Below are 22,601 nucleotides of genomic sequence, written 5' to 3'. Positions count from 1 at the left end.
CCGCACGGAAGGGGTCAATGCCTAGGGTCGGAGCGGCGTTTGACAGGTGCGGGACATCACATTGAAGGAGCCTCCATGACACAGGGTGAGCACGCGAGCCCCGCTCGACGCACGGTCCTCGGAGCGGCGGGCGCGGCGGTGACCGGAGTGGCGGGAGCAGCCGTCCTCGGCGCCTCCTCCGTCCTCGCCGCCGGCACGGCGCAGGCCGCGGAGGCGCAGGGCGGGAACCAGGCCGGGGGACACGGCCACGGTCGCGGATACCGCTCGCTCCCCGCCCCCACCGTCATCGCCCACCGCGGCGCGAGCGGCTACCGCCCCGAGCACACGTTCGGCTCCTACCAGCTCGCCCTCGACCTCGGCGCCCACGTGATCGAGCAGGACCTCGTCCCCACCAAGGACGGCCACCTGGTCTGCCGCCACGAGAACGACATCACCGGCACGACCGACGTCGCCGACCACCCCGAGTTCGCCTCCCGCAGGACCACCAAGTCCGTCGACGGCGTCTCGTACACCGGCTGGTTCACCGAGGACTTCACGCTCGCCGAGCTCAAGACCCTCCGCGCCAAGGAGCGCATCCCGGGCACCCGCCAGGAGAACACCCTCTACGACGGCCGCTGGCAGATCCCGACCTTCGAGGAGGTCCTCCGCTGGGCCGAGCGCGAGGGCCGCCGCCGGGGCCGCGAGGTCTGGCTGCACGTCGAGACCAAGCACCCCACCTACTTCCGCTCCCTCGGCCTCGGCCTCGAGGAGCCCCTCGCCAAGCTGCTGCGCCGGTACGGCCGGCACCGCGCCGACTCCCCGGTCTTCCTGCAGTCCTTCGAGCCGAGCAGCATCCAGCGCCTGGCGAAGCTGGTGAACTCGCCGCGCGTCGTGCTGCTCTCCGCCGCGAGCAGCCGCCCCTGGGACTTCGTCCAGGCGGGCGACCCGCGCACCGTCGCCGACCTGGTCACCCCGCAGGGCCTGCGCTGGATCGCCTCGTACGCGCAGGGCATCGGCCCCACCCTGGACCTGGTCGTCCCGCGCGACGCGAACGGCCGCCTCGGCAGCCCGACGACCCTGGTGCGCGACGCGCACGCGCAGGGCCTGATCCTCCACCCGTACACCCAGCGCAACGAGAACAGCTTCCTGCCCGCCGACTTCCGCCGCGGCACGGACCCCAACGCCTACGGAGACGTCTTCGGCGCCCTGAAGACCTACCTGGCCACGGGCATCGACGGCATCTTCTCCGACAACCCGGACACGGCCCTGCTGGCGGCGGCGGACGCCACGAGCGGCTGAGCCCCGCGCCACGGGGATCCGAGTTCCGTGCCACGGGGTCCGAGTCCCGCGCCACGGGGATCCGAGCCCCAAACCACCCGGCCGGAACGCCCGGCCGGGTGGTTTACGCCCGGGACCGCAACCGCCCGCGCCGGCGGGCCGTCGTGCCGGACATGACCGACCCCCACCTGCTCCGCACCCTCGCCCCCCTCCTCGCCGCCGAGTCGAAGGCCGAGGCCCCGGCTGCCGGCGTCGACGCCGGGGACCTCGAACAGGCCGTGTGGCTGAAGCTCCTGGAGCGCCTCGTGAAGGACGACGCGCCCACCCACCCCGCCGACTGGCTCCGCCGAGCCGTCCGCGCCGAAGCCCGCCGCGCCCGGCGCGCCGCGCTGCGGGAGCGCCCGTACCGGGGCGAGGAGGCCGGCGAGCCGCACGACGCCACCCCCGAGAGCACCGCCCTGACGACCGAACGCCGCCGCGCCGTCCGCGCCGCCGTCCGTCGCACCCCCGGTCATTGCCCGCGTCTGCTCACTGCGATGCTCGACCCGGCCGACCCCACCTACCGAGAAATCGCAGGGGAGTTGGGTATCTCACAGGGCAGTCTGGGGCCCATGCGTTCCCGTTGCCTGGGATGCCTGCGCAGAATGCTGGCTGCAGAGGTTCCCGCGGCGACCCGGAAGGGAAGGGTGCGGGAGACCGACCGGTGGACCAGGTGAGCGGGAGGCATGCGCACATGGGCATGAGCGTGACCATCTCAGCGGCTGACGCGCAGGACGCGGAGCACATACTGAAGCTGCAGTACCTCTGTTACCAGAGCGAGGCCGAGCTCTACGGCGACTACGCCATCGAGCCGCTCACCCAGACGCTGGACGCGCTGCGCGCCGAACTTGCCGAGGGACACGGGCTCGTGGCGCGCCTCGGCGACGAGATCGTCGCCTCCGTACGCGGGCGGGTCGACGAGGCCGGAACCGTACGGATCTCCAAGCTCATCGTCCACCCGCGCATGCAACGCCACGGCCTCGGCGGCCGGCTCCTCGACGCCATAGAGGGCCACTTCGCCGGCGACCCGGCGCCCACCGCCAAGCGCTTCCAGCTCTTCACGGGCCACCGCAGCGAGGGCAACCTCCGCCTCTACCGCAGCAAGGGGTACGAGCAGGTCGCCGCGCGCGAGATCGGGCCTCGACTGACGCTCGTGACCCTGGAGAAGGCGGCCTAGGAAGCCTGGGCGGCGGTCGTCCGCGACCGCCGCAGCCACCAGATCCCGGTCACCGGCAGCAGGATCGGGATGAAGATGTAGCCGTAGCCGTAGTCCGACCAGACCGTGGCGTCGGGGAACGCGGACGGGTCGGCCAGCGTCCAGGTCCCCACGGTCAGCACGCCCACCAGCTCGGCGGCGCAGCACACCAGCGCCGCCCTGCGGGCCGTCTCCCCGCCGCGTACCAGCGTGTACGTGATGAAGGCGTACACCACGGCCGCCACCGCCGACAGCGCGTAGGCGAGCGGCGCCCGGTCGAACTCGGTCGCGATCTGGTAGATCGAGCGCGAGACCGCGCCGACCGACATCACCCCGTACAGCCAGACCAGCAACAGGCCGGGGCCCGTGACCAGGCGGGTGCCCGCGCCGGTCTCCTCCGTCGCGGTCATCAGCCCACCGTCCAGATGTCGAAGAGACGCACCTCGAGGACCGCGAGCACGACCCCGCTCGCCGCCACCGTCGCCGAACCCCACCGGCTGCGCTCCGTCAACGACATGAAGCCGGCCGCGGGCACCGCGCACAGCGCGCCCAGCAGGTACGCGACGAAGATCGTCGTCCCCTCCTCGGCCTTGTCGCCGCTCGAGAGCCGCACGATGCCGACGACCAGCTGCACCAGGGCGAGGAAGGTCACCACGGCCATGCCGATGAAGTGCCAGTCCTTGGTCGGCTGGTCGCGGGTGAAGGCGAAGCCGCACCAGGCGGCGAGGGCGAGCGCGGCCACCGAGACCGCGACCGTCAGGGCGTCAAGCATGCGCCCGAGGGTATTACGGGCCGAAAGGCCCGATGCGCTCACCCCCCACCCGGCCCGTAGGGTCGGGGGCCATGAAGATACGCGCGGAAGCCCTCCTGTTCGACAACGACGGAACACTCGTCTCCTCCATGGCGTCCGTGTACCGCTGCTGGACCCGGTGGGCGGGGGAGTACGGGATCACGGCCGAGGACTTCGCCCGCGTCGAGCTGCACGGCCGCCCCGCCGCCGAGATCATCGCCGACCTGCTGCCCGCCGCCCGGGTGCCCGAGGCCCTGCGCCGCATCGAGCAGCTGGAGGTCGAGGACGTACCCGGCGGTGTCGAGCTGCTGCCCGGCACCAAGGAACTGCTCTCCTCCCTCCCGGCCGACCGCTGGGCCGTCGTCACCTCCGCGACCAGGCCGCTCGGCGAGGCGCGGCTGCGCGAGGCCGGCATCGACTTCGCCACCCTCGTCGCCGCCGACGACATCACGCGCGGCAAGCCCGACCCCGAGCCCTTCCTGCTCGCCGCCGCCGAGCTCGGCGTCGACCTGGCCGCCTGCGTGGTCTTCGAGGACGCCCCCGCAGGGCTCGCAGCCGGCCGCGCCGCGGGCATGCGGACCGTGGCCTTGGCCACAACCCACGACCGTGCCGAGCTCGACGCGGACTTCGTCGTGACCGACCTCTCCGCGGTATCCGCGCAGGCCACGGACGGGGGAGTGGAGATCGTCCTCGGCATCTGACGCCCGCCGGGGGTGTCCGCATACTGTCTCAACCGCGTCCGCTATTCGGACACCCCCGAAGCCGTCGTACCCCTGCGTGCTTTACTTGCAGACATGACCACGACGAGCAGCCGCACCCTTGCGACCGAGGCGATCACGACGCCCGGTGCTCGTTGTATGTGTCGAATGTGCGCCTTCTGAGGGCCCCCGCCTGCGTCTCGCGCCCCGAAGCGAGACACCGACGGCCGAGCCGATCCGTACGCCCCGAGCGACGGACCGTGCCTGCCCCGCGCACGTGCTGCCTCCGGTCACCCACCGATGCGGCCGATCTGCGCCTGACTGTCCGAACGACGAATGCCCCGTGCCCGGCGGACCCCGCGCCGCGCACTCGACAGTGACGGAAACCCCTGTGATCACCACTTCGGGCCTGACCAAGGTCTACGAGTCGCGAGGCCGCCAGGTCACCGCTCTGGACGGTGTCGACCTCCACGTCCGCGAGGGCGAGGTGTTCGGCGTGATCGGCCAGAGCGGCGCCGGCAAGTCCTCGCTCATCCGCTGCGTCAACCTCCTGGAGCGCCCCACCTCCGGCACCGTGACCGTGGACGGCGTCGACCTCACCGCGCTCGCCTCCACCGGCCGCCGCGCCGGCAAGGACCTGCGCCGCGCCCGCAGCAGCATCGGCATGGTCTTCCAGCACTTCAACCTGCTGTCCTCCCGCACGGTCAAGGACAACATCGAGCTCCCCCTGGAGATCCTCGGCGTCTCCGGCGCCGAGCGCACCCGCCGCGCCCTGGAACTCCTCGACCTCGTCGGCCTCGCCGACAAGGCGAAGTCCTACCCCGGCCAGCTCTCCGGCGGCCAGAAGCAGCGCGTCGGCATAGCCCGCGCCCTGGCCGGCAACCCCAAGGTCCTGCTCTCCGACGAGGCCACCAGCGCCCTCGACCCGGAGACCACCCGCTCCATCCTCCAGCTGCTGCGCGACCTCAATCGGCAGCTCGGCCTCACCGTCCTGCTCATCACGCACGAGATGGACGTCGTCAAGACGATCTGCGACTCGGCCGCGCTGATGCAGAGGGGCAGGATCGTCGAGTCCGGCACCGTGAGCGAACTGCTCGCCACCCCTGGCTCCGAGCTGGCCGCCGAGCTGTTCCCGGTCAGCGGCGCCGCCACCGGTCCCGACCGTACGGTCGTCGACGTCACCTTCCACGGTGAGGCCGCCACCCAGCCGGTGATCTCCCAGCTCTCCCGTACGTACAACATCGACATCTCGATCCTCGGCGCCGCCATGGACACCGTCGGCGGCAAGCAGATCGGCCGGATGCGGATCGAACTGCCGGGCCGATACGAGGAGAACGTCGTGCCCGTCGGCTTCCTGCGCGAGCAGGGACTCCAGGTCGACGTCGTCGAAGAGGACGCCGCCGCCGGCGCCGTACTCGTCAAGGAAGGTGCCAAGTGACCTGGTCGGAGATGCAGCCCCTCCTCGAGCAGGGCACCGTCGACACCCTCTACATGGTCCTGTGGGCCACGGTCGTCACCGTCCTCGGCGGACTGCCGCTCGGCATCCTCCTCGTCCTCACGGACAAGGGCGGACTGCTGAAGAACACCGTGGTCAACAAGGTCGTCGGCGTGATCGTGAACATCGGCCGCTCGCTGCCGTTCATCATCCTGCTGATCGCCCTGATCCCCTTCACGACCTTCGTCGTCGGCACCTTCATCGGCCCCACCGCGATGATCGTTCCGCTCGCCATCGGCGCCATCCCGTTCTTCGCGCGCCTCGTCGAGACCTCGATCCGCGAGGTCGACCACGGCCTGGTCGAGGCCGTCCAGTCCATGGGCGGCTCGGTGCCGACGATCATCCGCAAGGTGCTGCTGCCGCAGGCGCTGCCCTCGCTGGTCTCCGGGACCACCACCACCGTCATCGTGCTCATCGGCTACTCCGCGATGGCCGGCGCGGTCGGCGGCGAAGGCCTCGGCTCCAAGGCGATCACCTACGGATACCAGCGCTTCGACACCCAGTTCATGCTGGTCACCGTCGTCGTCCTGATCGCGATCGTCACCGTCGTCCAGCTCATCGGCGACCTCGCCGTCCGGCTCCTCGCCCGCCGGGGCCGTACCGCGTAACCCCACAGACTTCGTTCTTCGAAGAAGAGCCCGGACTTGTTGTCCAGGCGTCCACCGCACCACCAGAAAGAGGCACTTTTCGTGCGTAAGAACATCAAGCTCACCGCCGGTATCGCCGCCACCGCCGCGCTCGCCCTCGGCCTCACCGCCTGCGGCACGGCCTCCGACCCGTCCTCCGCGAAGGACTCGGCCGGCTCCGCCGACAAGCCGCTCGTCGTCGCCGCGTCCCCGACGCCGCACGCCGACATCCTCAACTACGTCAAGGACAACCTCGCCGCGAAGGAGGGCCTGAAGCTGGAGGTGAAGGAGTTCACGGACTACGTCCTGCCGAACACCGCCACCGAGTCCGGCCAGGTCGACGCCAACTTCTTCCAGCACAAGCCGTACCTCGACGACTTCAACAAGAAGAACAACACCCACGTCGTCCCGGTGGTCAACGTCCACCTGGAGCCCCTCGGCCTCTACTCCAAGAAGGTCAAGGCGCTCTCGGACATCAAGGCCGGCCAGACCATCGCCGTCCCCAACGACACCACCAACGGCGGCCGCGCGCTCCAGCTGCTCGCCGAGAACGGTCTCATCACGCTCAAGGACGGCGTCGGCACCAACGCCAAGCTCTCCGACATCACGGACAAGAAGGGCCTGGAGTTCAAGGAGCTGGAGGCCGCCACCGTGCCCCGCGCCCTGAACGACGTGGACGCCGCCGTCATCAACGGCAACTACGCCATCGAGGCCAAGCTCTCCCCGGCCAAGGACGCCATCGCCCTGGAGAAGTCCGAAGGCAACCCGTACGCCAACTTCCTCGCCGTCAAGGAGGGCAACGAGAAGGACGCCCGCGTGCAGAAGCTCGCCAAGCTCCTCAACTCGCCCGAGGTGAAGAAGTACATCGAGGACACCTACAACGGCTCGGTCATCCCGGCCTTCGGCGCCGTCGCCAAGTAAGGCCCGCCGTACGGTTCCTGTGCCGAAGGCCCCCGCACCCGGTCCGGTGCGCGGGGCCTTCGCCGTCCTACGCCCCGTCATCTGACGCCACATCGGACCCGGTCATGCACACCGACAGCAGCATGCTGCATGCTGTGCGTTCACGGTCGATTCGGACGGTCCACGGCATGGAGCTGCGCATGACTACCACCTTTCCGGACATCTCCATCAACACGGACCGGTTGGTGCTGCGCGCGCTCGAAGAGGTGGACGCCCCCGCCCTCGCCGAGATGATGAACGACGAGATGGTCGCCGCCTGGACCGCCGTCCCCCAGCCCTACACCGAGGACGCCGCCCGCCGCTGGATCACCGAGCACGCCCCCACGGAGCGCACCGCCGGCCGAGGCCTCGACCTCGCCGTCACCGAGTTCCTCACCCAGCGCCTGGTGGGCGTCATCCAGCTCACCCACACCAACTGGCACGTCCGCTCCACCGAGATCTCCTACATCGTCGCCCCCTGGGCCCGCGGCGAGGGGTACGCCACCGAGGCCGCCCTCGCCACCGCCCAATGGCTCTTCGGCGACCAGGGCTTCGAACGCATCGAGCTGCGCACCGCCGCCGACAACACCGCCTCCCAGCAGGTCGCCCAGAAGATCGGCTGCATCAGCGAGGGCGTCCTCAGAGGTGCCTGCATAGCCCGCACCCGCACCGAGGACGGCACCTGGGCCGACCTGCGCACCGACTTCATCGTCTGGGGCCTGCTCCCCGAGGACCTCGAAGGCGTCGCCGACCAGATGGCGGAGGCCGGATACTCCTCCTTCACCGACTGGAGCTGAGCCCGCAACCGATGCCGGGTACCCTCGACACGCCCCCGACCTGCGACAAGACCTCAGGAGACAGACGACGATGGCCGACCGGGTCACGGTGATCGGCTGGGACGGCTCGCCCCTCACCGCAGCGGCCCGGTCCGCGCTCTCCGCCGCCACGCTCGTGGCGGGCGCCGCGCACCACCTCGCACTGCCCGAGGTCCCTCCCACCGCGGAAAGGATCCGCCTCGGCAGCGTCGACCTCGCCGCCCGCCGCATCGCGGGACACCGCGGCACCGCCGTCGTCCTCGCCGACGGCGACCCCGGCTTCTTCGGCGTCGTGCGCACCCTGCGCGCCCCCGAGCACGGCCTGGAGGTCGAGGTCGTCCCCGCCGTCTCCTCCGTCGCCGCCGCCTTCGCCCGGGCCGGCATGCCCTGGGACGACGCCCGGATCGTCGTCGCCCACCAGCGCACCCTGCGCCGCGCCGTCAACGTCTGCCGCGCCCACCCCAAGGTCGCCGTCCTCACCTCGCCCGGCGCGGGACCCGCCGAACTCGCCCTCCTCCTCGAAGGCGTCCACCGCACCTTCGTCATCTGCGAGGAGCTCGGCACCGACCGCGAACAGGTCACGGTCCTCACCTCCGACAAGGCCGCCGACCACGTCTGGCGCGACCCCAACGTCGTCATCGTCATCGGCGGCACCGCCGGAGCCCCGCCCGGCGGCTGGCTCATGGGCCAGGAGACCCCGTCCGTACGCGGCTGGGCCCTGCCCCCGGACGAGCCGGCCGCCGCACGGGGCGGCAGCGGCGAGGACCACACCCTGCGCGCCGGCCAGCTCGCCCGCCTCGGCCCCCGCGTCGGCGACCTCGTCTGGGACATCGGCTGCGGCGGCGGAGCCCTCGCCGTCGAGGCCGCCCGCTTCGGCGCCGCCGTCATCGCCGTGGACGCCGACCCGCAGGCCTGCGCCCGCACGGAGGCGGCCGCCCGCCGACACGGCGTCCAGCTCCAGGCCGTACGCGGCCGCGCCCCGCACGTCCTGGAACGGCTGCCCGAACCCGACGTCGTACGGATCGGGGGCGGCGGCGTCCCCGTCGTCACCGCCTGCACCGACCGCAGGCCCGAACGGATCGTCACCCACGCCTCCACCCGCGACGAGGCCGAGGCCATCGGAGCGGCCCTCGCCGACGGCGGCTACGACGTCGAATGCGCCCTGCTGCAGAGCGTCGGCCTCGACCCGGGCGACTGGTCGGAGCGCGAGCGCACCGTCGTCTTCCTGCTCTCCGGGCGCCGGATCGACCGCGCCCCCTGATCATGCCGCCGCATCGGGCCAGGTAGGCTGGCCGATCGTTGTACCGCACCCGGCGCTTCGGTGTTTTGTTCGCCAATGTCCGGACAGAGGGGCCCAGTAGGGCCCCTGATGTGGTACGGGGCAACGGGGGGACGCGCGACGTGGCGCAGTCCACAGCAAACCGTGGCGGATCCGCCTGTCACGACGGCCGATGGCCGCGACAATGCTGGGGTGCCCGCGCGTCATTCGTGCCGCACGGCGCGCACGCTCGTTCTTGTTGACGGGCGAAGGTCTGAAGGAACACAAGCGATGGGCGAGGGGTACGCATGACGGACACCGGCCAGGTCCCCGGCGAGGGGCTGCCGGAGAACGCAGGCATGGTCGAGCAGCCGGGCATCCCCGCTCCGGGCGCGTACACCTTCCTGGACCCCTCCGAGAACGCAGCCGAGGACGACGACCTGCTCCTGATGCCGGGCGCCCAGGGCGCCTGGAGCGAGCACCAGCCGGGCGCCCTCGGTGCGCCGCCCGTCGCGGTCCCGGCCCCCGGGATGATGCCGGGCCGGCCGCCGGTCGGCGACCCGCTCACGGACCCGCTGGCCGGACCGATCGCGGACGCCCTCGCCGCCCAGACCCCGATGACCCCGCCCGCGCCGGTCGCCCACGAGCCCATCGCCACCCCGGCCCACGGCGTGCCCCTGCCGTCCGTCTCGACCCCCGCGCACGGCGTGCCGGTCGGGGCCGAGGTCGTGACCGACCACGGGTACGAGCCCGGGATCCTGGACACCGGCGCCCACGAGGCCGCCGGCCGCGACTCCGGTTCCGTCGACCTCGGGGGCGTACGCGTCCCTCCGCCTGCCGCGGCCGCGACCCCGCCGCCCGCCCGCCGCCCGCTGCACCTGGGCCCGCCGGTCCCCGACAACGGCGGAGTCGTCCGCTCCCTCGCCGACCGAGGCCCCGCCGCCGCCCCGGCGCCCGCGCCCATGCCCGTCGCCACCCCGGTCGCCGCGACGGCGCCCGCGCCGATGCCGACCCGGGTCGCGGGCCCGCCGACCACCGGCCCCGAGTACCTCGACATCCCGCAGGAGCAGCCGGCCGCGCCGGTCGCGCCCCAGCTCGGCGAGGCCCCGCCGCAGGGCGCCGTGCCGTGGGACCCGCAGCCCCAGGAGCCCGTGCAGCAGCAGCCGGTGCCCGCAGAAACGGTCGGCCAGTTCGTCCCGGTCGAGGGCACGGTCCCGACGACCCCGCACCTGGCACCCACGCCTGTGCCGGAGGAGCCGGTCGCCGAGGCGCCCGAGGAGCCCGTTGTTCCTGCGGCTCCCGTTGCTCCCGTGGAGGACGCCCCCGCCGTAGTACCGGCGCCGCGCGACGGCGGCCCGACCGCCGCCGTCCCCGTACCGCCGGTCGAGGAGCCCGCCGCCGAGGCGTCGCCGGAGCCCGAGGCCGTCGAACCCGCCGTGGAGCAGGCCGAGCTGATCGAGGAGACACCGGCTGAGGAGCCTCCCACGGAGGAGCCCCTGGCAGAGCCCGTCGCGCCCGAACCGGTCGCCGTGGCCGAAGAGCCCGCCGCCGAACCGGCCCCGGTTGCCGAGGAACCCGCGGCCGAGCCCGTGGCCCAGGAGCCCGCGGCCGAGGAACTCGCCGTTCCGGCAGCACCCGTCGCCGAGCCGACCGTCACGGAGCCGGAGACGACGGCTCCGGCCCTGGAAGAGTCCGTCGAAGCGGAACCCGTCACCGAGGACCTCGTAGCCGAGGATCTCGCCGTGGCGGAACCCACGGTCGACGAACTCATCGCGGAGGAACCGGCCGCAGAGGCACCCGTGACCGCGGAACCCGCCACCGCGGAACCCGTGACCGCGGAACCCCTCGCCGTAGATTCCGTGGATTCCGTGGATTCCGTGGATCCGGTGGATTCCGTAGATTCGGTCATCTCCATCGAATCCGTCGAATCCGTCGAATCCGTCGAATCCGTCGAATCCGTCGAATCCGCTGAATCCGCCGAATCCGCCGATTCGGTCGGCGCGCCGGCACCCGCCTACGACGACGCCGAGCGCGAGGCCGTGCTGCGGGTCATGCGCGAGCGTCGCGACATCCGCAACGGCTTCCGCTCCGACCCGATCCCGCACGAGGTGCTGCTCCGCGTCCTGGAGGCGGCCCACACGGCCCCCAGCGTGGGCCACTCCCAGCCCTGGGACTTCGTCGTCATCCGGTCCGCCGAGACCCGCCGGACCATGCACGAACTCGCCCAGCGCCAACGCGAGGCCTACGCCAAGTCGCTGCCCAAGGCGCGGGCGAAGCAGTTCAAGGAACTGAAGATCGAGGCCATCCTCGACACCCCGGTCAACATCGTGGTGACCGCCGACCCGACGCGGGGCGGCCGGCACACCCTGGGCCGCTACACGCAGCCGCAGATGGCCCCGTACTCCTCGGCCCTCGCCGTCGAGAACCTCTGGCTCGCCGCCCGCGCCGAGGGCCTCGGCGTCGGCTGGGTCAGCTTCTTCGACGAGCGCGAGATGGTGCGCGCCCTCGGCCTGCCCGAGCACCTCGAAGTGGTCGCGTACCTGTGCGTGGGTTACGTCGACGAGTTCCCCGAGGAGCCCGAGCTGATGCAGGCGGGCTGGTCCAAGCGCCGCCCGCTGTCCTGGGTCGTCCACGAGGAGACGTACGGCCGCCGCGCGCTGCCCGGCGAGGAGCCGCACGACCTGCTCCAGGAGACCGTCGCCAACATCCGCCCGCTGGACGCCAAGGCGCTCGGCGAGGCGTGGGAGCGGCAGAAGCGCATGACCAAGCCGGCCGGGGCCCTGGGCATGCTGGAGATCATCTCCGCGCAGCTCTCCGGCCTCTCCCGGATGTGCCCGCCCCCCATCCCCGAACCGGCCGCCGTCGCGATCTTCGCGGGTGACCACGGCGTGCACGCCCAGGGCGTCACCGCGTGGCCCCAGGAGGTGACCGGCCAGATGGTCGCGAACTTCCTCGGCGGGGGAGCGGTCTGCAACGCGTTCGCCAACCAGGTGGGCGCCGAGGTCTGCGTGATCGACGTAGGCGTCGCCTCCGACCTCCCGGCGACGCCGGGCCTCCTGCCGCGCAAGGTCCGAGCCGGTACGGGCGACTTCACCACAGGCCTCGCCATGACCCGCGAAGAGGTCCTGGCGGCGATCGAGGTGGGCATCGAGACGGCCCGCGACCTCGTGGCGGCGGGCAACAAGGCCCTCCTCACCGGCGAGATGGGCATCGCGAACACCACCGCGTCCGCCGCGTTGATCTCCGTCTACACGGGCGTCGACCCGGTCGAGGTGACCGGACGCGGCACGGGCATCAACGACGAGATGCACGCGCGGAAGGTGGACGTGGTCCGCCGCGCCCTGGACTTCCACCAGCCGGACCCGGCGGACCCCATCGGAGTCCTCTCGGCCATCGGCGGCCTTGAGCACGCGGCCATCGTCGGCATGATCCTGGGCGCGGCCTCGCTGCGCGTCCCGGTCGTCCTCGACGGTGTCTCCACGGGTGCGGCGGCGCTGGTCGCCCGGGCGATCGCGCCCGAGTCCCTGGCGGCCTGCATCGCCGGCCACCGCAGCGCGGAGCCGGGCCACGTCGCGGCCCTCAACAAGCTGGGCCTGCGCCCCCTGGTCGACCTCGACCTCCGCCTCGGCGAGGGCACCGGTGCCCTCCTCGCCCTCCCCGTGGTCCAGAGCGCGGCCCGTGCGATGCACGAGGTGGCGACCTTCGATTCGGCAGGCGTGACGGAGAAGTAGAAGCAGCAGCCCCCGCGTGCCCCGCCCCCACTCCCACGGGAGTGGGGGTCGCGCAGGGTCCGTGTTCGGGACGTAAAGCGTGATTTGTGGCGCGCGAGAGCGCCGCCTACAGGGTCCTCTGCGCGCCGTAAATCATGCAGTCCCGAACGCGGACCCGGAGCGGCCCCCACGGCACCGACAACGGCGCGAGGGACATGCGTCACAGGTCGCCCACCCCCGGTGACCGATATCGTGGACATCAGCGCACCGCACCGGGCCCCGCGACCGGCCCCCCGGCCCCAGCGACCGGCCCCACCAGCCGCCCCACCAGCCGCTTCACCGCCGCAGCGGCCAGCAACCCCGCCCCTCCGAGGAGCCGCACACCCATGGCCGAGACCGTGCCGCACGCCGCGCACGCAGCGCACCCCGCCTACCCCGTAGGGCTCCGCCTCTCCGGCCGCCGCGTCATCGTCCTCGGCGGCGGCCAGGTCGCCCAGCGCCGACTCCCGGCCCTGATCGCGGCCGGCGCGGCGATCACCCTCATCTCGCCCTCCGCGACCCCCTCCGTCGAAGCGATGGCCGAGACCGGCGAGATCACGTGGGTCAAGCGACGCTACGAGGACGGGGACATCGCCGACGCCTGGTACGCACTCGTCGCCACCAGCGACCCCGTCGCCAACGCGGCCGCCTCCGCCGAGGCCGAGCGTACGAAGACCTGGTGCGTGCGCTCCGACGACGCCGACGCGGCCACCGCCTGGACCCCGGCCACCGGCCGCAGCGAGGGCGTCACCGTCGCCGTACTGACCGGCCACGACCCCCGCCGCTCCGCCGCCGTGCGCGACGCGATCGTCGAGGGCCTCCGGGACGGCTCGATCGCCGCCCCCGCGCGCCGCACCCGCACCAACTTCGTCGCCCTGGTCGGCGGCGGCCCCGGCGACCCCGACCTGATCACGGTCCGCGGCCGCCGACTGCTCGCGGAGGCCGACGTGGTCATCGCCGACCGCCTGGGCCCCCGCGACCTCCTCGCCGAGCTCCCGCCGCACGTCGAGGTGATCGACGCGGCGAAGATCCCGTACGGCCGCTTCATGGCGCAGGAGGCCATCAACAACGCGCTGATCGAGCACGCCAAGGCCGGCAAGTCGGTCGTACGGCTCAAGGGCGGCGACCCGTTCGTCTTCGGCCGGGGCATGGAGGAGGCCCAGGCGCTGGCGGCGGAGGGCATCGCGTGCACGGTCGTTCCCGGCATCTCCAGCTCGATCTCCGTCCCGGGCGCGGCCGGCATCCCGGTCACGCACCGCGGAGTGGCACACGAGTTCACCGTCGTCAGCGGCCATGTGGCGCCCGACGACCCGCGTTCCCTCGTCGACTGGGCGTCGCTCGCCAAGCTCACCGGCACGCTGGTGATCCTGATGGGCGTCGACAAGATCGGGAAGATCGCCGAGGCGCTGATCGCGCACGGCAAGTCCCCCGAGACCCCGCTCGCCCTGGTCCAGGAGGGCACCACGGCCACGCAGCGCCGTGTCGACGCCACGCTGGCCACGGTGGCGGAGACGGTGGTGGCCCAGGAGGTCCGCCCGCCGGCCGTCATCGTGATCGGCGACGTGGTCAAGGAGAGCCCCGACAAGCTGACGCGCTAGCCCCCCCGCACCCTCCCCACCCCCCGCACCCTCCCCCCGCGTCGCACACATTGGCACCGCACCCCGGACAAGGCAGTATCACCACGTGGCCGAACTCATCACGATCGACGACCCCGACGACCCGCGCCTGCGCGACTACACCGGCCTGACCGACGTGGAGCTGCGCCGCAGGCGCGAGCCCGCCGAGGGCCTGTTCATCGCCGAGGGCGAGAAGGTCATCCGCCGGGCCCGGCAGGCCGGGTACGAGATGCGGTCGATGCTGCTCTCCGCCAAGTGGGTCGATGTCATGCGCGACGTCATCGACGAGGTCCCGGCTCCCGTGTACGCGGTGCAGCCGGAGCTCGCCGAGCGCGTCACCGGCTACCACGTGCACCGCGGCGCCCTCGCCTCCATGCAGCGCAAGCCGCTGCCGAGCGCGGAGGACCTGCTCCGCCAGGCCCGTCGGGTCGCCGTGATGGAGTCGGTCAACGACCACACCAACATCGGCGCCATCTTCCGTAGCGCGGCCGCGCTCGGCATGGACGCGGTGATCCTCTCCCCGGACTGCGCGGACCCGCTGTACCGCCGGTCGGTGAAGGTCTCCATGGGCGCGGTCTTCTCGGTCCCGTACGCCCGTCTGGAGACCTGGCCGCGTGGCCTGGAGGCGGTACGGGAGGCGGGCTTCAAGCTGCTGGCCCTCACCCCCGACGAGAAGGCCTCCCCGATCGACGTGGCGGCCCCGCACAAGCTGGAGCGGGCGGCGCTGATGCTCGGCGCGGAGGGCGACGGCCTGTCGACCCAGGCGCTGCGAGCCGCGGACGAGTGGGTCCGCATCCCGATGGCGCACGGGGTCGACTCGCTCAACGTGGGCGCGGCGGCGGCGGTGGCCTTCTACGCGGTGGCGAGCGGCCGCCCGCAGGACTGACCCCCAGCCCAGCTGGACGTTACGGCCTACGGCCTACCGCCTACCCCTGAAGGGCCTGCGCGGCGGCAATCCCCAGCGCGACAACGAGCGTCACCACAACGAAAACGAAGAGCCGCTGACGCAGCAGCCGAGGATTGGCGGGCCGCCGCCCGGTCGAGGTGGTGCGCGCACCGCCGGGCCGGGAGGGCGTGGGACGCCCGTTGGGTCGGGACTGCGGCGCGGACCGGCCGCCGGTACGTGACGGGGACGGCGGCCGGGAGTCGGTGGTGCGCTCGGTGTACCGCTCCGTCGGACGGCTGCCGGTCGACTGCTCCGTACGCTCCCGTTGCACCGGGGGACGGGCGGCGGGCAGCCCCTGGGCCTCGCGTGCGGCGATCTCCTTGAGCCGCATGGACAGCTGCAGGGTGCTGGGACGGTCCTCGGGATCCTTGGCCAGACAGGCCCGTACGAGGGGGGCAAGGGCGTCCGGTACGCCGTTCAGCTGCGGCTCCTCGTGCACCACCCGGTAGAGCATGACCTCGGAACTGCCGTGCCCGAAGGGCGAGTCCGCCATCGCCGCGTACGCCAGGGTGGCGCCGAGCGAGAAGACGTCCGTCGCCGGGGTGACGGCCGCGCCCCGCACCTGCTCGGGCGCGAGGAAGCCGGGGGAGCCGACGGCGGTGCCCACGTGGGTGAGGGTGCTCGCGCCGGTGGCCCAGGCGATGCCGAAGTCGATGATCCGGGGGCCCTTGGGGGACAGCAGGATGTTCGACGGCTTGAGGTCCCGGTGCACGACGCCCGCCTCGTGGACGGCGACCAGGCCCTCCGAGAGCGCGGCCCCGATCGAGGCGACGTCGGCGGCGCGCAGCGGACCCTCTTCGGCGACCCGGTCGTGCAGGGAGGGGCCGGGCACGTACTGGGTGGCGAACCAGGGGCGGTCGGCCTCCAGGTCGGCGGCGACGAGCCGGGCCGTACAGCCGCCCCGGATCCGCCGGGCGGCGGAGACCTCACGGGCGAACCGCGAACGGAACTCCTGGTCCTCGGCCAGATCCGGCCGGATCACCTTCAGCGCCACCCGCTGCCCCCGCCGGTCGGATCCGAGGTACACGACCCCCATCCCGCCGGCCCCGAGCCGGCGGTGGAGCCGGAACGACCCGACGATCCGCGGATCCTCGCGCCGGAGCCGCATCATCGCCATGTCCGTCCCCTCGTCCGTTCGACGTGGCACAGCTTACGTATTGACGCCCCGGTGTGCTCATAGGCCGCGCCCTCGCCAGGGGATCGATTGTCAGTGCTGGGGAGGACACTTGAGGGTTGGTCAGAACACGGACGGATCGACCCGTCCGGAGCACAGGATTCTCCAACATCCAATCGCAGAAGGGGTATTCGGAGCCTGAAGGGTGACCGCGTGGAGAGGGTCGCGGGCGCGGGGGACACGGCGCGGAGGCACGCAGTGGTGGCCGACGGGCTGGTCCGCAGGGGGGCGGCGGCGGTACGGCGAGAAGGGGCGAAAGTGAGCGAAGTCACGCGCGAGGGCGTGGTCCTCGGGACGCCCCACGTCACGGCAGGCCGAACCCCCTCCGGGAAGACCCTCATTCCCGGACCGGCCTCTCCACCCTGGGGAGTACGCCATGGGGGTACGCGTCATCCTCCCGTAGGCCCGGTAATCGGTACGCGGGCATGACGTCCGGGCGGTGCCGGGTCCCTAGTGTTGAAGTCAAGCGGCGGGTGCAGCACTCGTCCCCCGAGGTCAGACACCCGCCGCTGCCAACACGACAGGAGAGGAACCATGGCGTACCCGGCATCGCGGATCACCACCCGTCCTTCGGGCCGCCGCCACCCCCTGGTGGCGACCGCCATGGTCCTCCCTCTCGCGACCCTGCTGGTCGTCGTCTTCGGCGGCTGGGACGCAGTGGTCACACAGGCGTCGTCCGTGGGCGTGATGCTGGGGCGCTGAGCGGCGCCCCGGACCCGGGAGAGCGGCCCGGGTCGGGGACATCCGGCCAACAACCCCGTGGGGACGGGGGTGCGGCGGACGGCAGCGTGCGGCCGGTCAGCTGGGGAGCTGACCGGCCCTCGCGCTTTTCCAGGCAGGGCCCCACGCCCGAGGTCCACTCGACACGACACCCGCACCGTCCAACGACGCCCACCTGGCGGCGCGAAGCTGCCGCTGGCCGTGCCCGGGGGCGAAGCCCCGGTAACCCCACCCCCACCAGCCCCCGGCAGGGTTTCGGGAAGGGGCGGGGTGGGGGAGAGGCCCCCCGAGCCCACGGCCGCAGCGCGTACGCTCCCCGGGTGGAGCCCGCCGAACTCGAACAGCTCAGCGCCCTCGCGCGCAGCGCCGCGCACCTGGCCGACCCGGCGTGCCCGTGCGCCCCGGACGCCACCACCGTGCTCGCCGATCGTGACGACGGCACCGTCGTCCGGCACGGCGCCGTCGTCGTCAAGGCCCACGCCCCCGGCACCGACATCCCCGCGCACCGGACCCGGATCGCCGTCGCCGGACTCCGCGACCTGGACGGGGTCCTCCTCCCACCCCACCCCCACGACCCGGACGACCCCCACACCCCCCGCCCCCTCACCGTCTGGCCCTACGGCACCCCCGTGGACCCCGCCGATCCCGACGCCGCCCCCTGGGAGGACGCCGCGCGGCTCCTCGCCCGGCTCCACCGGACCCCGGCGCCAGGCCACCTCCCGGTCCCGCCCATGCGCGCCCCCGTGAAGGCCGCGCTCGCCGTCGAGCGGATGCGTCGGTCCGGCGCGCCCCGTCCCGCCGTCGAGACCGTGCTCCGTGCCTGGCGCACCCTCCCCGAGGAGCCGGCGGACCGTCCGCTCCTCTGCCACGGCGACTTCCACCTGGGCCAGCTCGTACGCGACCCCCGGGTGCCCGGCGCCCCCTGGGTGCTCATCGACGTGGACGACCTCGGCCTCGGCGACCCCGCCTGGGACCTGGCCCGCCCCGCCGCCTGGTTCGCGGCCGGCATCCTGCCTCCGGACGTCTGGTCCCGCTTCCTCGACGCGTACCGCGAGGCCGGCGGACCGGCCGTCGACGCGCACGCCCCCGACCCCTGGGCCCAACTCGACGTCCCCGCCCGCGCCCTGACCGTCCAGACCGCCGCGCTCGCCCTCGCCAAGTCCACCGCCGAGCGCCGCCTCCTGGACGAGGTCGAGGAAGTGATGATCGACACCTGCGCCCGAATCGGCTCACTCCGAACCGAGTTGGCCCGGCCCGCGTCCCCATAAGCTGAAAGCACCATTCGAACGGCAGGGAGTTGAGCCGAGCATGCAGTGTCCCAAGTGCCACGCAGCGATGCACACGTACAACCGCAACGGCGTCCAGATCGAGCAGTGCAGCGGCTGCCGCGGGATATTCCTCGACTACGGCGAGCTGGAGTCCCTGACCCGGCTCGAGTCCCAGTGGGTGCAGCAGGCCCCGCCCCCGCCCGCCCCGCCGGCCTACCCGGCGCAGGGCGCCCCCGCCGCGCCCGCCTGGGGCGCCCCGCAGCACCACGGTGGCCACCACGGGGGTCACGGCGGTCACCACCGCCAGCGCGGCTTCGGCCGGATGCTCTTCTCCTCCTGACGAGGAGCGGGTACGAAGAAGCCCCCGGTCGCGAGAGGCGACCGGGGGCTCCGTCGGATGGTGCGCGATACTGGGATTGAACCAGTGACCTCTTCCGTGTCAGGGAAGCGCTCTCCCGCTGAGCTAATCGCGCGGGACGGTCCCAAACCATACAGGACCAGGGTGTTGCTGCGTGCGCGATACTGGGATTGAACCAGTGACCTCTTCCGTGTCAGGGAAGCGCTCTCCCGCTGAGCTAATCGCGCGGGACGGTCCATGCGGACCGGATCTTCGGTTGTTCTGCGTGCGCGATACTGGGATTGAACCAGTGACCTCTTCCGTGTCAGGGAAGCGCTCTCCCGCTGAGCTAATCGCGCTTGGAGGTGGAGACGGGATTTGAACCCGTGTAGACGGCTTTGCAGGCCGTTGCCTCGCCTCTCGGCCACTCCACCAGGAGTGAAACAGGGGTTCGGGAAGATCCCCCACATCGAGCGGACGACGAGATTCGAACTCGCGACCCTCACCTTGGCAAGGTGATGCTCTACCAACTGAGCCACGTCCGCTTGTCGTTTCCGTTTCGCTTGCGCGTCCCGGCGACGTGTTGAACTCTAGCGGATTCCTGGGCCAGCACAAAAACGCGTTTCCGCAGCGTGCTGAGCCGCACACGGAGCCGGGCCGCCGGAGAGGGTTCCCGTGACGTTCACTCCCCGTGTCCCCGAGGTGGCAGCCGGCCGTCCCCCGGTCGGTGTTCCGCGCCGGCCTCCGAGCCCGCCCTAGACTCGATCCGTGCACGACCTTGCTCCCCTGGCCCGCTTCGGCGGCCTCGTCGCGACCGACCTACGGGATGTCACCAGCGATCCCGCGGCCCTGGACTCCGCCGGCTTCTGGGCCGTCTCCGCGGACTTCGAGGGCCGTCTGACCTGCGCCCGCTTCGGTGACGTACGGAGTGACCCCGTACCCGCACCCGTCCCGGGCGCCTGGCGCGGTCCCGGTGCCGGTGACTGGACGTCCTCGCTCGACCGCGCCGCGTACACCGCGGGCGTCCGTCGCATCCGGGAGCACATCGCGCGCGGCGAGGTCTATCAGGCCAATCTCTGCCGTGTGATGTCCGCGCCGCTGCCCGACCCCCGCGCCGCCGACGTCGACGCCCTCACCGCGCTGCTGGCCCGCGGCAACCCCGCCCCGTACGCCGGAACGATTCGGCTGCCCGGGCACGGGGTGGAGATCGCCACCGCGTCCCCCGAGCTCTATCTGCGCCGTACGGGCCGCACCGTCGAGTCGGGGCCGATCAAGGGCACCGGTCGCACCGCCGAGGACCTGCTGGAGAAGGACCACGCCGAGAACGTGATGATCGTGGACCTCGTACGGAACGACCTCGGCCGGGTCTGCGCGACCGGCTCGGTCACCGTCCCCGAGCTCTGCGCCGTCGAGCCCCACCCGGGCCTGGTCCACCTCGTCTCCACCGTGCGCGGCGAGCTCGGCGAGAAGGCGGGCTGGCCGGAGCTGCTCGCCGCGACCTTCCCGCCCGGATCCGTCACGGGCGCCCCGAAGTCGAGCGCGCTGCGGATCATCGAGGCCCTGGAGACCACCCCGCGCGGCCCCTACTGCGGAGGCATCGGCTGGGTCGACGCCGACCGTCGTACCGCCGAGCTGGCCGTCGGCATAAGGACCTTCTGGATCGACCGCCCCGAGGGCGTCCTGCGCTTCGGCACAGGGGCCGGCATCACCTGGGGCTCGGACCCCGAGCGTGAGTGGGCGGAGACCGAGTTGAAGGCGTCCCGGCTCCTGGCGGTAGCGTCGGGCGCGTACGAGGCGAGCGGAAAGGCCATATCGCGATGAAACTGTGGGTCAACGGCGGACTGCGCGACGCTGAGGAAGCCCGGGTGTCCGTCCTGGACCACGGGCTGACCGTCGGCGACGGCGTCTTCGAGACGGTCAAGGCCGAGCGCGGCGGGACCTTCGCCCTCACCCTCCACCTGGAGCGGCTCACCCGCTCCGCACGCGGCCTGGGTCTGCCCGACCCCGACCTCGACGAGGTCCGCCGTGCCTGCGCCGCGGTCCTCGAGGCCAACCCGATGGAGCTCGGCCGGCTCCGCATCACGTACACCGGTGGGCTCTCCCCGCTCGGCTCCGAGCGCGGCGACGAGGGAGCCAGCCTCGTCGTGGGGCTCGGCGAGACGGGGCGGCGCCCCGACTCCACCGCCGTGATCACGGTCCCTTGGACCCGCAACGAGCGCGGGGCGCTCACCGGCCTGAAGACCACCTCGTACGCCGAGAACGTCGTCGCCCTCGCCAGGGCGCGCGAACAGGGCGCCTCCGAGGCGCTGTTCGCCAACACGGTCGGGCAGCTCTGCGAGGGCACGGGCTCCAACGTCTTCGTCGTGCTCGACGGCCGGATCCACACCCCGCCCGTCTCCTCCGGCTGCCTGGCGGGCATCACCCGCGCCCTCGCGGTCGAGTGGACGGGGGCGGTGGAGACCGATCTGCCGCTGGACGTACTGGAGAGCGCCGACGAGATCTTCCTGACCTCGACCCTCCGTGACGTCCAGGCCGTGCACCGGGTCGACGGCCGGGAGTCCCTCCCCGCGCCGGGACCGGTGACGGCCAAGGCGATGCGGATCTTCGACGAGCGCGCGGCGGCGGACCGGGACCCGCGCCTCGCCTGAATCCGCATGACCGCGGAAGCGGTCGACCGCAAGACCGGACGACCGCGGAACCGGATGACAGCAAAACCGGATGACGTAGTGCCGTGGCGTGGGTAGAACACCCGTGATGACCACCACCCTGCGGCCGACCGTGCCGCTTCAGCAGACCCCGGACGGCGGACGTTCACGCACCTACGACGTGTGCGTGAACAGCCGTCGTGTCGGTTCCGTGCGCCTGGCGGCCGCCCCCGGCACCGGATCCGGGGTGATCGCGGCCCTGGGTATCGACGAGAAGGACCGACGCCGGGGCCGGGGCACGGTCGCCGCGCTCGCCGCCGAGGAGGTGCTGCGCGGCTGGGGCTGCGGTGAGGTCCAGATCTCCGTACCGGTGGCGGCGGAGGCGGCGCTGCGCATGGCGGAGGTGCTCGGCTACACCGAGCGCGGCAGGAACATGATCAAGGAACTCCCGGCCGAGCCGCCCGCGCTGCCGTCCGACATCGAGGTCCGCCCGATGACGGACGCCGAGTTCGGGCCCTGGGAGGTGAACGCCCGGGCGAGCTACGCGCGGAGCTGGGCCGCGCGGGGCGTCCCCGAGGACCGGGCCCGCACCAGGTCCGATGCCGCCCACCGGCTGCTGCTGCCCGACGGCCTGGACTCGCCGGGTACGGCGATCAACGTGGCGGTACGGGACGGGGAGACCGTCGGTCACGTCTGGACGGCCGCCCGCGAGCTGGAGCCGGGCGTCCAGGGGAGCTACGTCTACGGCATCGCGGTCGCCGAGGGCCACCGGGGCCGCGGCTACGGCCGGGCCCTGATGCTGGTCGCCGAGCGGGTCGCGCTCGGCGGCGGGGATCGCCTGCTCGGACTGCATGTCTTCGCGGGCAACACCCCGGCGATCCGGCTCTACACCTCGCTCGGCTACCGGACGACGCACGTCAACAGCTACAAGCCGCTGCTCTAGGGCCTTTCGTTTGGATCATGCCGGGCTCGCGGGCCCTGGCACCGCTCCCCCAAGCTCTTCGAGCAGGGGGCACCCCCAGCCGCGTTGTCGT

General features: G+C 72.5%; 21 protein-coding genes and 5 tRNA genes. 18 read left to right on the top strand and 8 right to left on the bottom strand.

Going from position 1 to position 22,601, the window contains the following annotated elements; genetic code table 11:
• Nucleotides 1–75 precede the first annotated feature (75 nt).
• The 3 genes from ACGFYP_RS23055 to ACGFYP_RS23045 all read left to right on the top strand — a co-directional run bounded on the left by ACGFYP_RS23055 (nt 76) and on the right by ACGFYP_RS23045 (nt 2,473).
• Nucleotides 76–1,278 (top strand): glycerophosphodiester phosphodiesterase, encoded by a 1,203-nt coding sequence (locus tag ACGFYP_RS23055; protein WP_393496590.1) that lies wholly within the window; start codon nt 76–78, stop codon nt 1,276–1,278.
• A 152-nt stretch (nt 1,279–1,430) separates the two neighbouring features.
• Nucleotides 1,431–1,973: a sigma-70 family RNA polymerase sigma factor gene (locus ACGFYP_RS23050; protein WP_361966563.1), complete on the top strand. Its 543-nt coding sequence runs from the start codon at nt 1,431–1,433 to the stop codon at nt 1,971–1,973.
• 17 nt (nt 1,974–1,990) lie between these two features.
• On the top strand, nt 1,991–2,473 hold the full coding sequence (locus ACGFYP_RS23045) for a GNAT family N-acetyltransferase (RefSeq protein WP_393496586.1): 483 nt from the start codon (nt 1,991–1,993) through the stop codon (nt 2,471–2,473).
• Here ACGFYP_RS23045 and ACGFYP_RS23040 read toward each other — a convergent pair.
• Both ACGFYP_RS23040 and ACGFYP_RS23035 read right to left on the bottom strand, forming a co-directional pair.
• A complete protein-coding gene (locus tag ACGFYP_RS23040) occupies nt 2,470–2,901 on the bottom strand; it encodes a hypothetical protein (RefSeq protein ID WP_393496582.1) in 432 nt (143 codons plus the stop codon). The genes ACGFYP_RS23045 and ACGFYP_RS23040 overlap by 4 nt on opposite strands.
• Nucleotides 2,901–3,263 (bottom strand): hypothetical protein, encoded by a 363-nt coding sequence (locus tag ACGFYP_RS23035; protein WP_384516131.1) that lies wholly within the window; start codon nt 3,261–3,263, stop codon nt 2,901–2,903. Before ACGFYP_RS23035 ends, ACGFYP_RS23040 begins: the two co-directional genes overlap by 1 nt.
• Nucleotides 3,264–3,334: 71 nt before the next feature.
• On the opposite strand from ACGFYP_RS23035, the gene ACGFYP_RS23030 reads away from it, so the two are divergent.
• The 9 genes from ACGFYP_RS23030 (at nt 3,335) to ACGFYP_RS22990 (ending at nt 15,363) form a co-directional block, all read left to right on the top strand.
• Nucleotides 3,335–3,982 carry an HAD-IA family hydrolase gene (locus tag ACGFYP_RS23030; protein WP_393496578.1) on the top strand — a complete coding sequence of 216 codons (648 nt, stop codon included), beginning with the start codon at nt 3,335–3,337 and terminating at the stop codon, nt 3,980–3,982.
• A gap of 340 nt (nt 3,983–4,322) precedes the next feature.
• Nucleotides 4,323–5,417, top strand: coding sequence for an ATP-binding cassette domain-containing protein (locus ACGFYP_RS23025; RefSeq protein ID WP_361966575.1), 1,095 nt, complete (start codon nt 4,323–4,325; stop codon nt 5,415–5,417).
• Complete coding sequence (locus tag ACGFYP_RS23020) at nt 5,414–6,082, top strand: methionine ABC transporter permease (protein WP_393496574.1); 669 nt, start codon at nt 5,414–5,416, stop codon at nt 6,080–6,082. Before ACGFYP_RS23025 ends, ACGFYP_RS23020 begins: the two co-directional genes overlap by 4 nt.
• Before the next feature lie 81 nt (nt 6,083–6,163).
• Nucleotides 6,164–7,021 carry a MetQ/NlpA family ABC transporter substrate-binding protein gene (locus ACGFYP_RS23015; protein WP_393496571.1) on the top strand — a complete coding sequence of 286 codons (858 nt, stop codon included), beginning with the start codon at nt 6,164–6,166 and terminating at the stop codon, nt 7,019–7,021.
• 179 nt (nt 7,022–7,200) lie between these two features.
• Nucleotides 7,201–7,836 (top strand): GNAT family N-acetyltransferase, encoded by a 636-nt coding sequence (locus ACGFYP_RS23010; protein ID WP_393496567.1) that lies wholly within the window; start codon nt 7,201–7,203, stop codon nt 7,834–7,836.
• A gap of 70 nt (nt 7,837–7,906) precedes the next feature.
• Nucleotides 7,907–9,115, top strand: a complete 1,209-nt coding sequence (gene cbiE, locus ACGFYP_RS23005; protein ID WP_393496564.1) for a precorrin-6y C5,15-methyltransferase (decarboxylating) subunit CbiE — start codon at nt 7,907–7,909, stop codon at nt 9,113–9,115.
• 305 nt (nt 9,116–9,420) lie between these two features.
• Entirely contained in the window at nt 9,421–12,843 is a 3,423-nt protein-coding gene (gene cobT / locus ACGFYP_RS23000; RefSeq protein ID WP_393496561.1) for a nicotinate-nucleotide--dimethylbenzimidazole phosphoribosyltransferase, read from the top strand.
• A 365-nt stretch (nt 12,844–13,208) separates the two neighbouring features.
• Nucleotides 13,209–14,459, top strand: a complete 1,251-nt coding sequence (cobA, locus tag ACGFYP_RS22995) for a uroporphyrinogen-III C-methyltransferase (RefSeq protein ID WP_393496558.1) — start codon at nt 13,209–13,211, stop codon at nt 14,457–14,459.
• 85 nt (nt 14,460–14,544) lie between these two features.
• Nucleotides 14,545–15,363 (top strand): RNA methyltransferase, encoded by an 819-nt coding sequence (locus ACGFYP_RS22990; protein ID WP_361966589.1) that lies wholly within the window; start codon nt 14,545–14,547, stop codon nt 15,361–15,363.
• Between the two features lie 40 nt (nt 15,364–15,403).
• On the opposite strand, the gene ACGFYP_RS22985 is transcribed toward ACGFYP_RS22990, so the two are convergent.
• Entirely contained in the window at nt 15,404–16,540 is a 1,137-nt protein-coding gene (locus tag ACGFYP_RS22985; RefSeq protein WP_393496554.1) for a serine/threonine-protein kinase, read from the bottom strand.
• Nucleotides 16,541–17,131: 591 nt separating this feature from the next.
• Here ACGFYP_RS22985 and ACGFYP_RS22980 point away from each other — a divergent pair.
• The 3 genes from ACGFYP_RS22980 (at nt 17,132) to ACGFYP_RS22970 (ending at nt 18,925) form a co-directional block, all read left to right on the top strand.
• Nucleotides 17,132–17,299 carry a hypothetical protein gene (locus ACGFYP_RS22980; protein ID WP_361966593.1) on the top strand — a complete coding sequence of 56 codons (168 nt, stop codon included), beginning with the start codon at nt 17,132–17,134 and terminating at the stop codon, nt 17,297–17,299.
• Between the two features lie 338 nt (nt 17,300–17,637).
• Entirely contained in the window at nt 17,638–18,585 is a 948-nt protein-coding gene (locus ACGFYP_RS22975; protein WP_393496549.1) for a phosphotransferase family protein, read from the top strand.
• Between the two features lie 40 nt (nt 18,586–18,625).
• Nucleotides 18,626–18,925 carry a zf-TFIIB domain-containing protein gene (locus ACGFYP_RS22970; protein WP_393496546.1) on the top strand — a complete coding sequence of 100 codons (300 nt, stop codon included), beginning with the start codon at nt 18,626–18,628 and terminating at the stop codon, nt 18,923–18,925.
• A 58-nt stretch (nt 18,926–18,983) separates the two neighbouring features.
• Here ACGFYP_RS22970 and ACGFYP_RS22965 read toward each other — a convergent pair.
• From ACGFYP_RS22965 to ACGFYP_RS22945, 5 genes are all read right to left on the bottom strand, one after another.
• A tRNA-Val gene (locus ACGFYP_RS22965) sits at nt 18,984–19,058 on the bottom strand.
• A gap of 40 nt (nt 19,059–19,098) precedes the next feature.
• Nucleotides 19,099–19,170 (bottom strand) — tRNA-Val (locus tag ACGFYP_RS22960).
• A gap of 39 nt (nt 19,171–19,209) precedes the next feature.
• A tRNA-Val gene (locus ACGFYP_RS22955) sits at nt 19,210–19,281 on the bottom strand.
• Nucleotide 19,282: 1 nt separating this feature from the next.
• Nucleotides 19,283–19,356: transfer RNA gene (locus tag ACGFYP_RS22950), tRNA-Cys, on the bottom strand.
• 38 nt (nt 19,357–19,394) lie between these two features.
• A tRNA-Gly gene (locus ACGFYP_RS22945) sits at nt 19,395–19,467 on the bottom strand.
• A gap of 223 nt (nt 19,468–19,690) precedes the next feature.
• Here ACGFYP_RS22945 and ACGFYP_RS22940 point away from each other — a divergent pair.
• From ACGFYP_RS22940 to ACGFYP_RS22930, 3 genes are all read left to right on the top strand, one after another.
• A complete protein-coding gene (locus ACGFYP_RS22940; protein WP_393496543.1) occupies nt 19,691–20,743 on the top strand; it encodes a chorismate-binding protein in 1,053 nt (350 codons plus the stop codon).
• Nucleotides 20,740–21,570, top strand: coding sequence for an aminotransferase class IV (locus ACGFYP_RS22935; RefSeq protein ID WP_393496540.1), 831 nt, complete (start codon nt 20,740–20,742; stop codon nt 21,568–21,570). The genes ACGFYP_RS22940 and ACGFYP_RS22935 overlap by 4 nt, the downstream gene beginning before the upstream one ends.
• Nucleotides 21,571–21,676: 106 nt before the next feature.
• Nucleotides 21,677–22,510 carry a GNAT family N-acetyltransferase gene (locus tag ACGFYP_RS22930; protein ID WP_393496537.1) on the top strand — a complete coding sequence of 278 codons (834 nt, stop codon included), beginning with the start codon at nt 21,677–21,679 and terminating at the stop codon, nt 22,508–22,510.
• Nucleotides 22,511–22,601 lie beyond the last annotated feature (91 nt).

Source organism: Streptomyces sp. NPDC048370, assembly GCF_043200825.1.
Lineage (GTDB): Bacteria > Actinomycetota > Actinomycetes > Streptomycetales > Streptomycetaceae > Streptomyces.
This window is presented reverse-complemented; position numbering and strand designations above follow the sequence as displayed.

Bases quoted from the DNA above. Each gene is read 5' to 3' on its own strand.
- ACGFYP_RS23010 (WP_393496567.1), top strand. From the start codon at position 7,201: ATGACTACCACCTTTCCGGACATCTCCATCAACACGGACCGGTTGGTG.
- ACGFYP_RS22930 (WP_393496537.1), top strand. From the start codon at position 21,677: ATGACCACCACCCTGCGGCCGACCGTGCCGCTTCAGCAGACCCCGGAC.
- ACGFYP_RS22980 (WP_361966593.1), top strand. From the start codon at position 17,132: ATGGCGTACCCGGCATCGCGGATCACCACCCGTCCTTCGGGCCGCCGC.
- ACGFYP_RS23035 (WP_384516131.1), bottom strand. From the start codon at position 3,263: ATGCTTGACGCCCTGACGGTCGCGGTCTCGGTGGCCGCGCTCGCCCTC.
- ACGFYP_RS22985 (WP_393496554.1), bottom strand. From the start codon at position 16,540: ATGGCGATGATGCGGCTCCGGCGCGAGGATCCGCGGATCGTCGGGTCG.
- ACGFYP_RS23040 (WP_393496582.1), bottom strand. From the start codon at position 2,901: ATGACCGCGACGGAGGAGACCGGCGCGGGCACCCGCCTGGTCACGGGC.
- ACGFYP_RS23055 (WP_393496590.1), top strand. From the start codon at position 76: ATGACACAGGGTGAGCACGCGAGCCCCGCTCGACGCACGGTCCTCGGA.
- cobA (WP_393496558.1), top strand. From the start codon at position 13,209: ATGGCCGAGACCGTGCCGCACGCCGCGCACGCAGCGCACCCCGCCTAC.
- ACGFYP_RS22970 (WP_393496546.1), top strand. From the start codon at position 18,626: ATGCAGTGTCCCAAGTGCCACGCAGCGATGCACACGTACAACCGCAAC.
- ACGFYP_RS23045 (WP_393496586.1), top strand. From the start codon at position 1,991: ATGGGCATGAGCGTGACCATCTCAGCGGCTGACGCGCAGGACGCGGAG.
- cobT (WP_393496561.1), top strand. From the start codon at position 9,421: ATGACGGACACCGGCCAGGTCCCCGGCGAGGGGCTGCCGGAGAACGCA.
- ACGFYP_RS22935 (WP_393496540.1), top strand. From the start codon at position 20,740: ATGAAACTGTGGGTCAACGGCGGACTGCGCGACGCTGAGGAAGCCCGG.
- ACGFYP_RS23050 (WP_361966563.1), top strand. From the start codon at position 1,431: ATGACCGACCCCCACCTGCTCCGCACCCTCGCCCCCCTCCTCGCCGCC.
- cbiE (WP_393496564.1), top strand. From the start codon at position 7,907: ATGGCCGACCGGGTCACGGTGATCGGCTGGGACGGCTCGCCCCTCACC.
- ACGFYP_RS23030 (WP_393496578.1), top strand. From the start codon at position 3,335: ATGAAGATACGCGCGGAAGCCCTCCTGTTCGACAACGACGGAACACTC.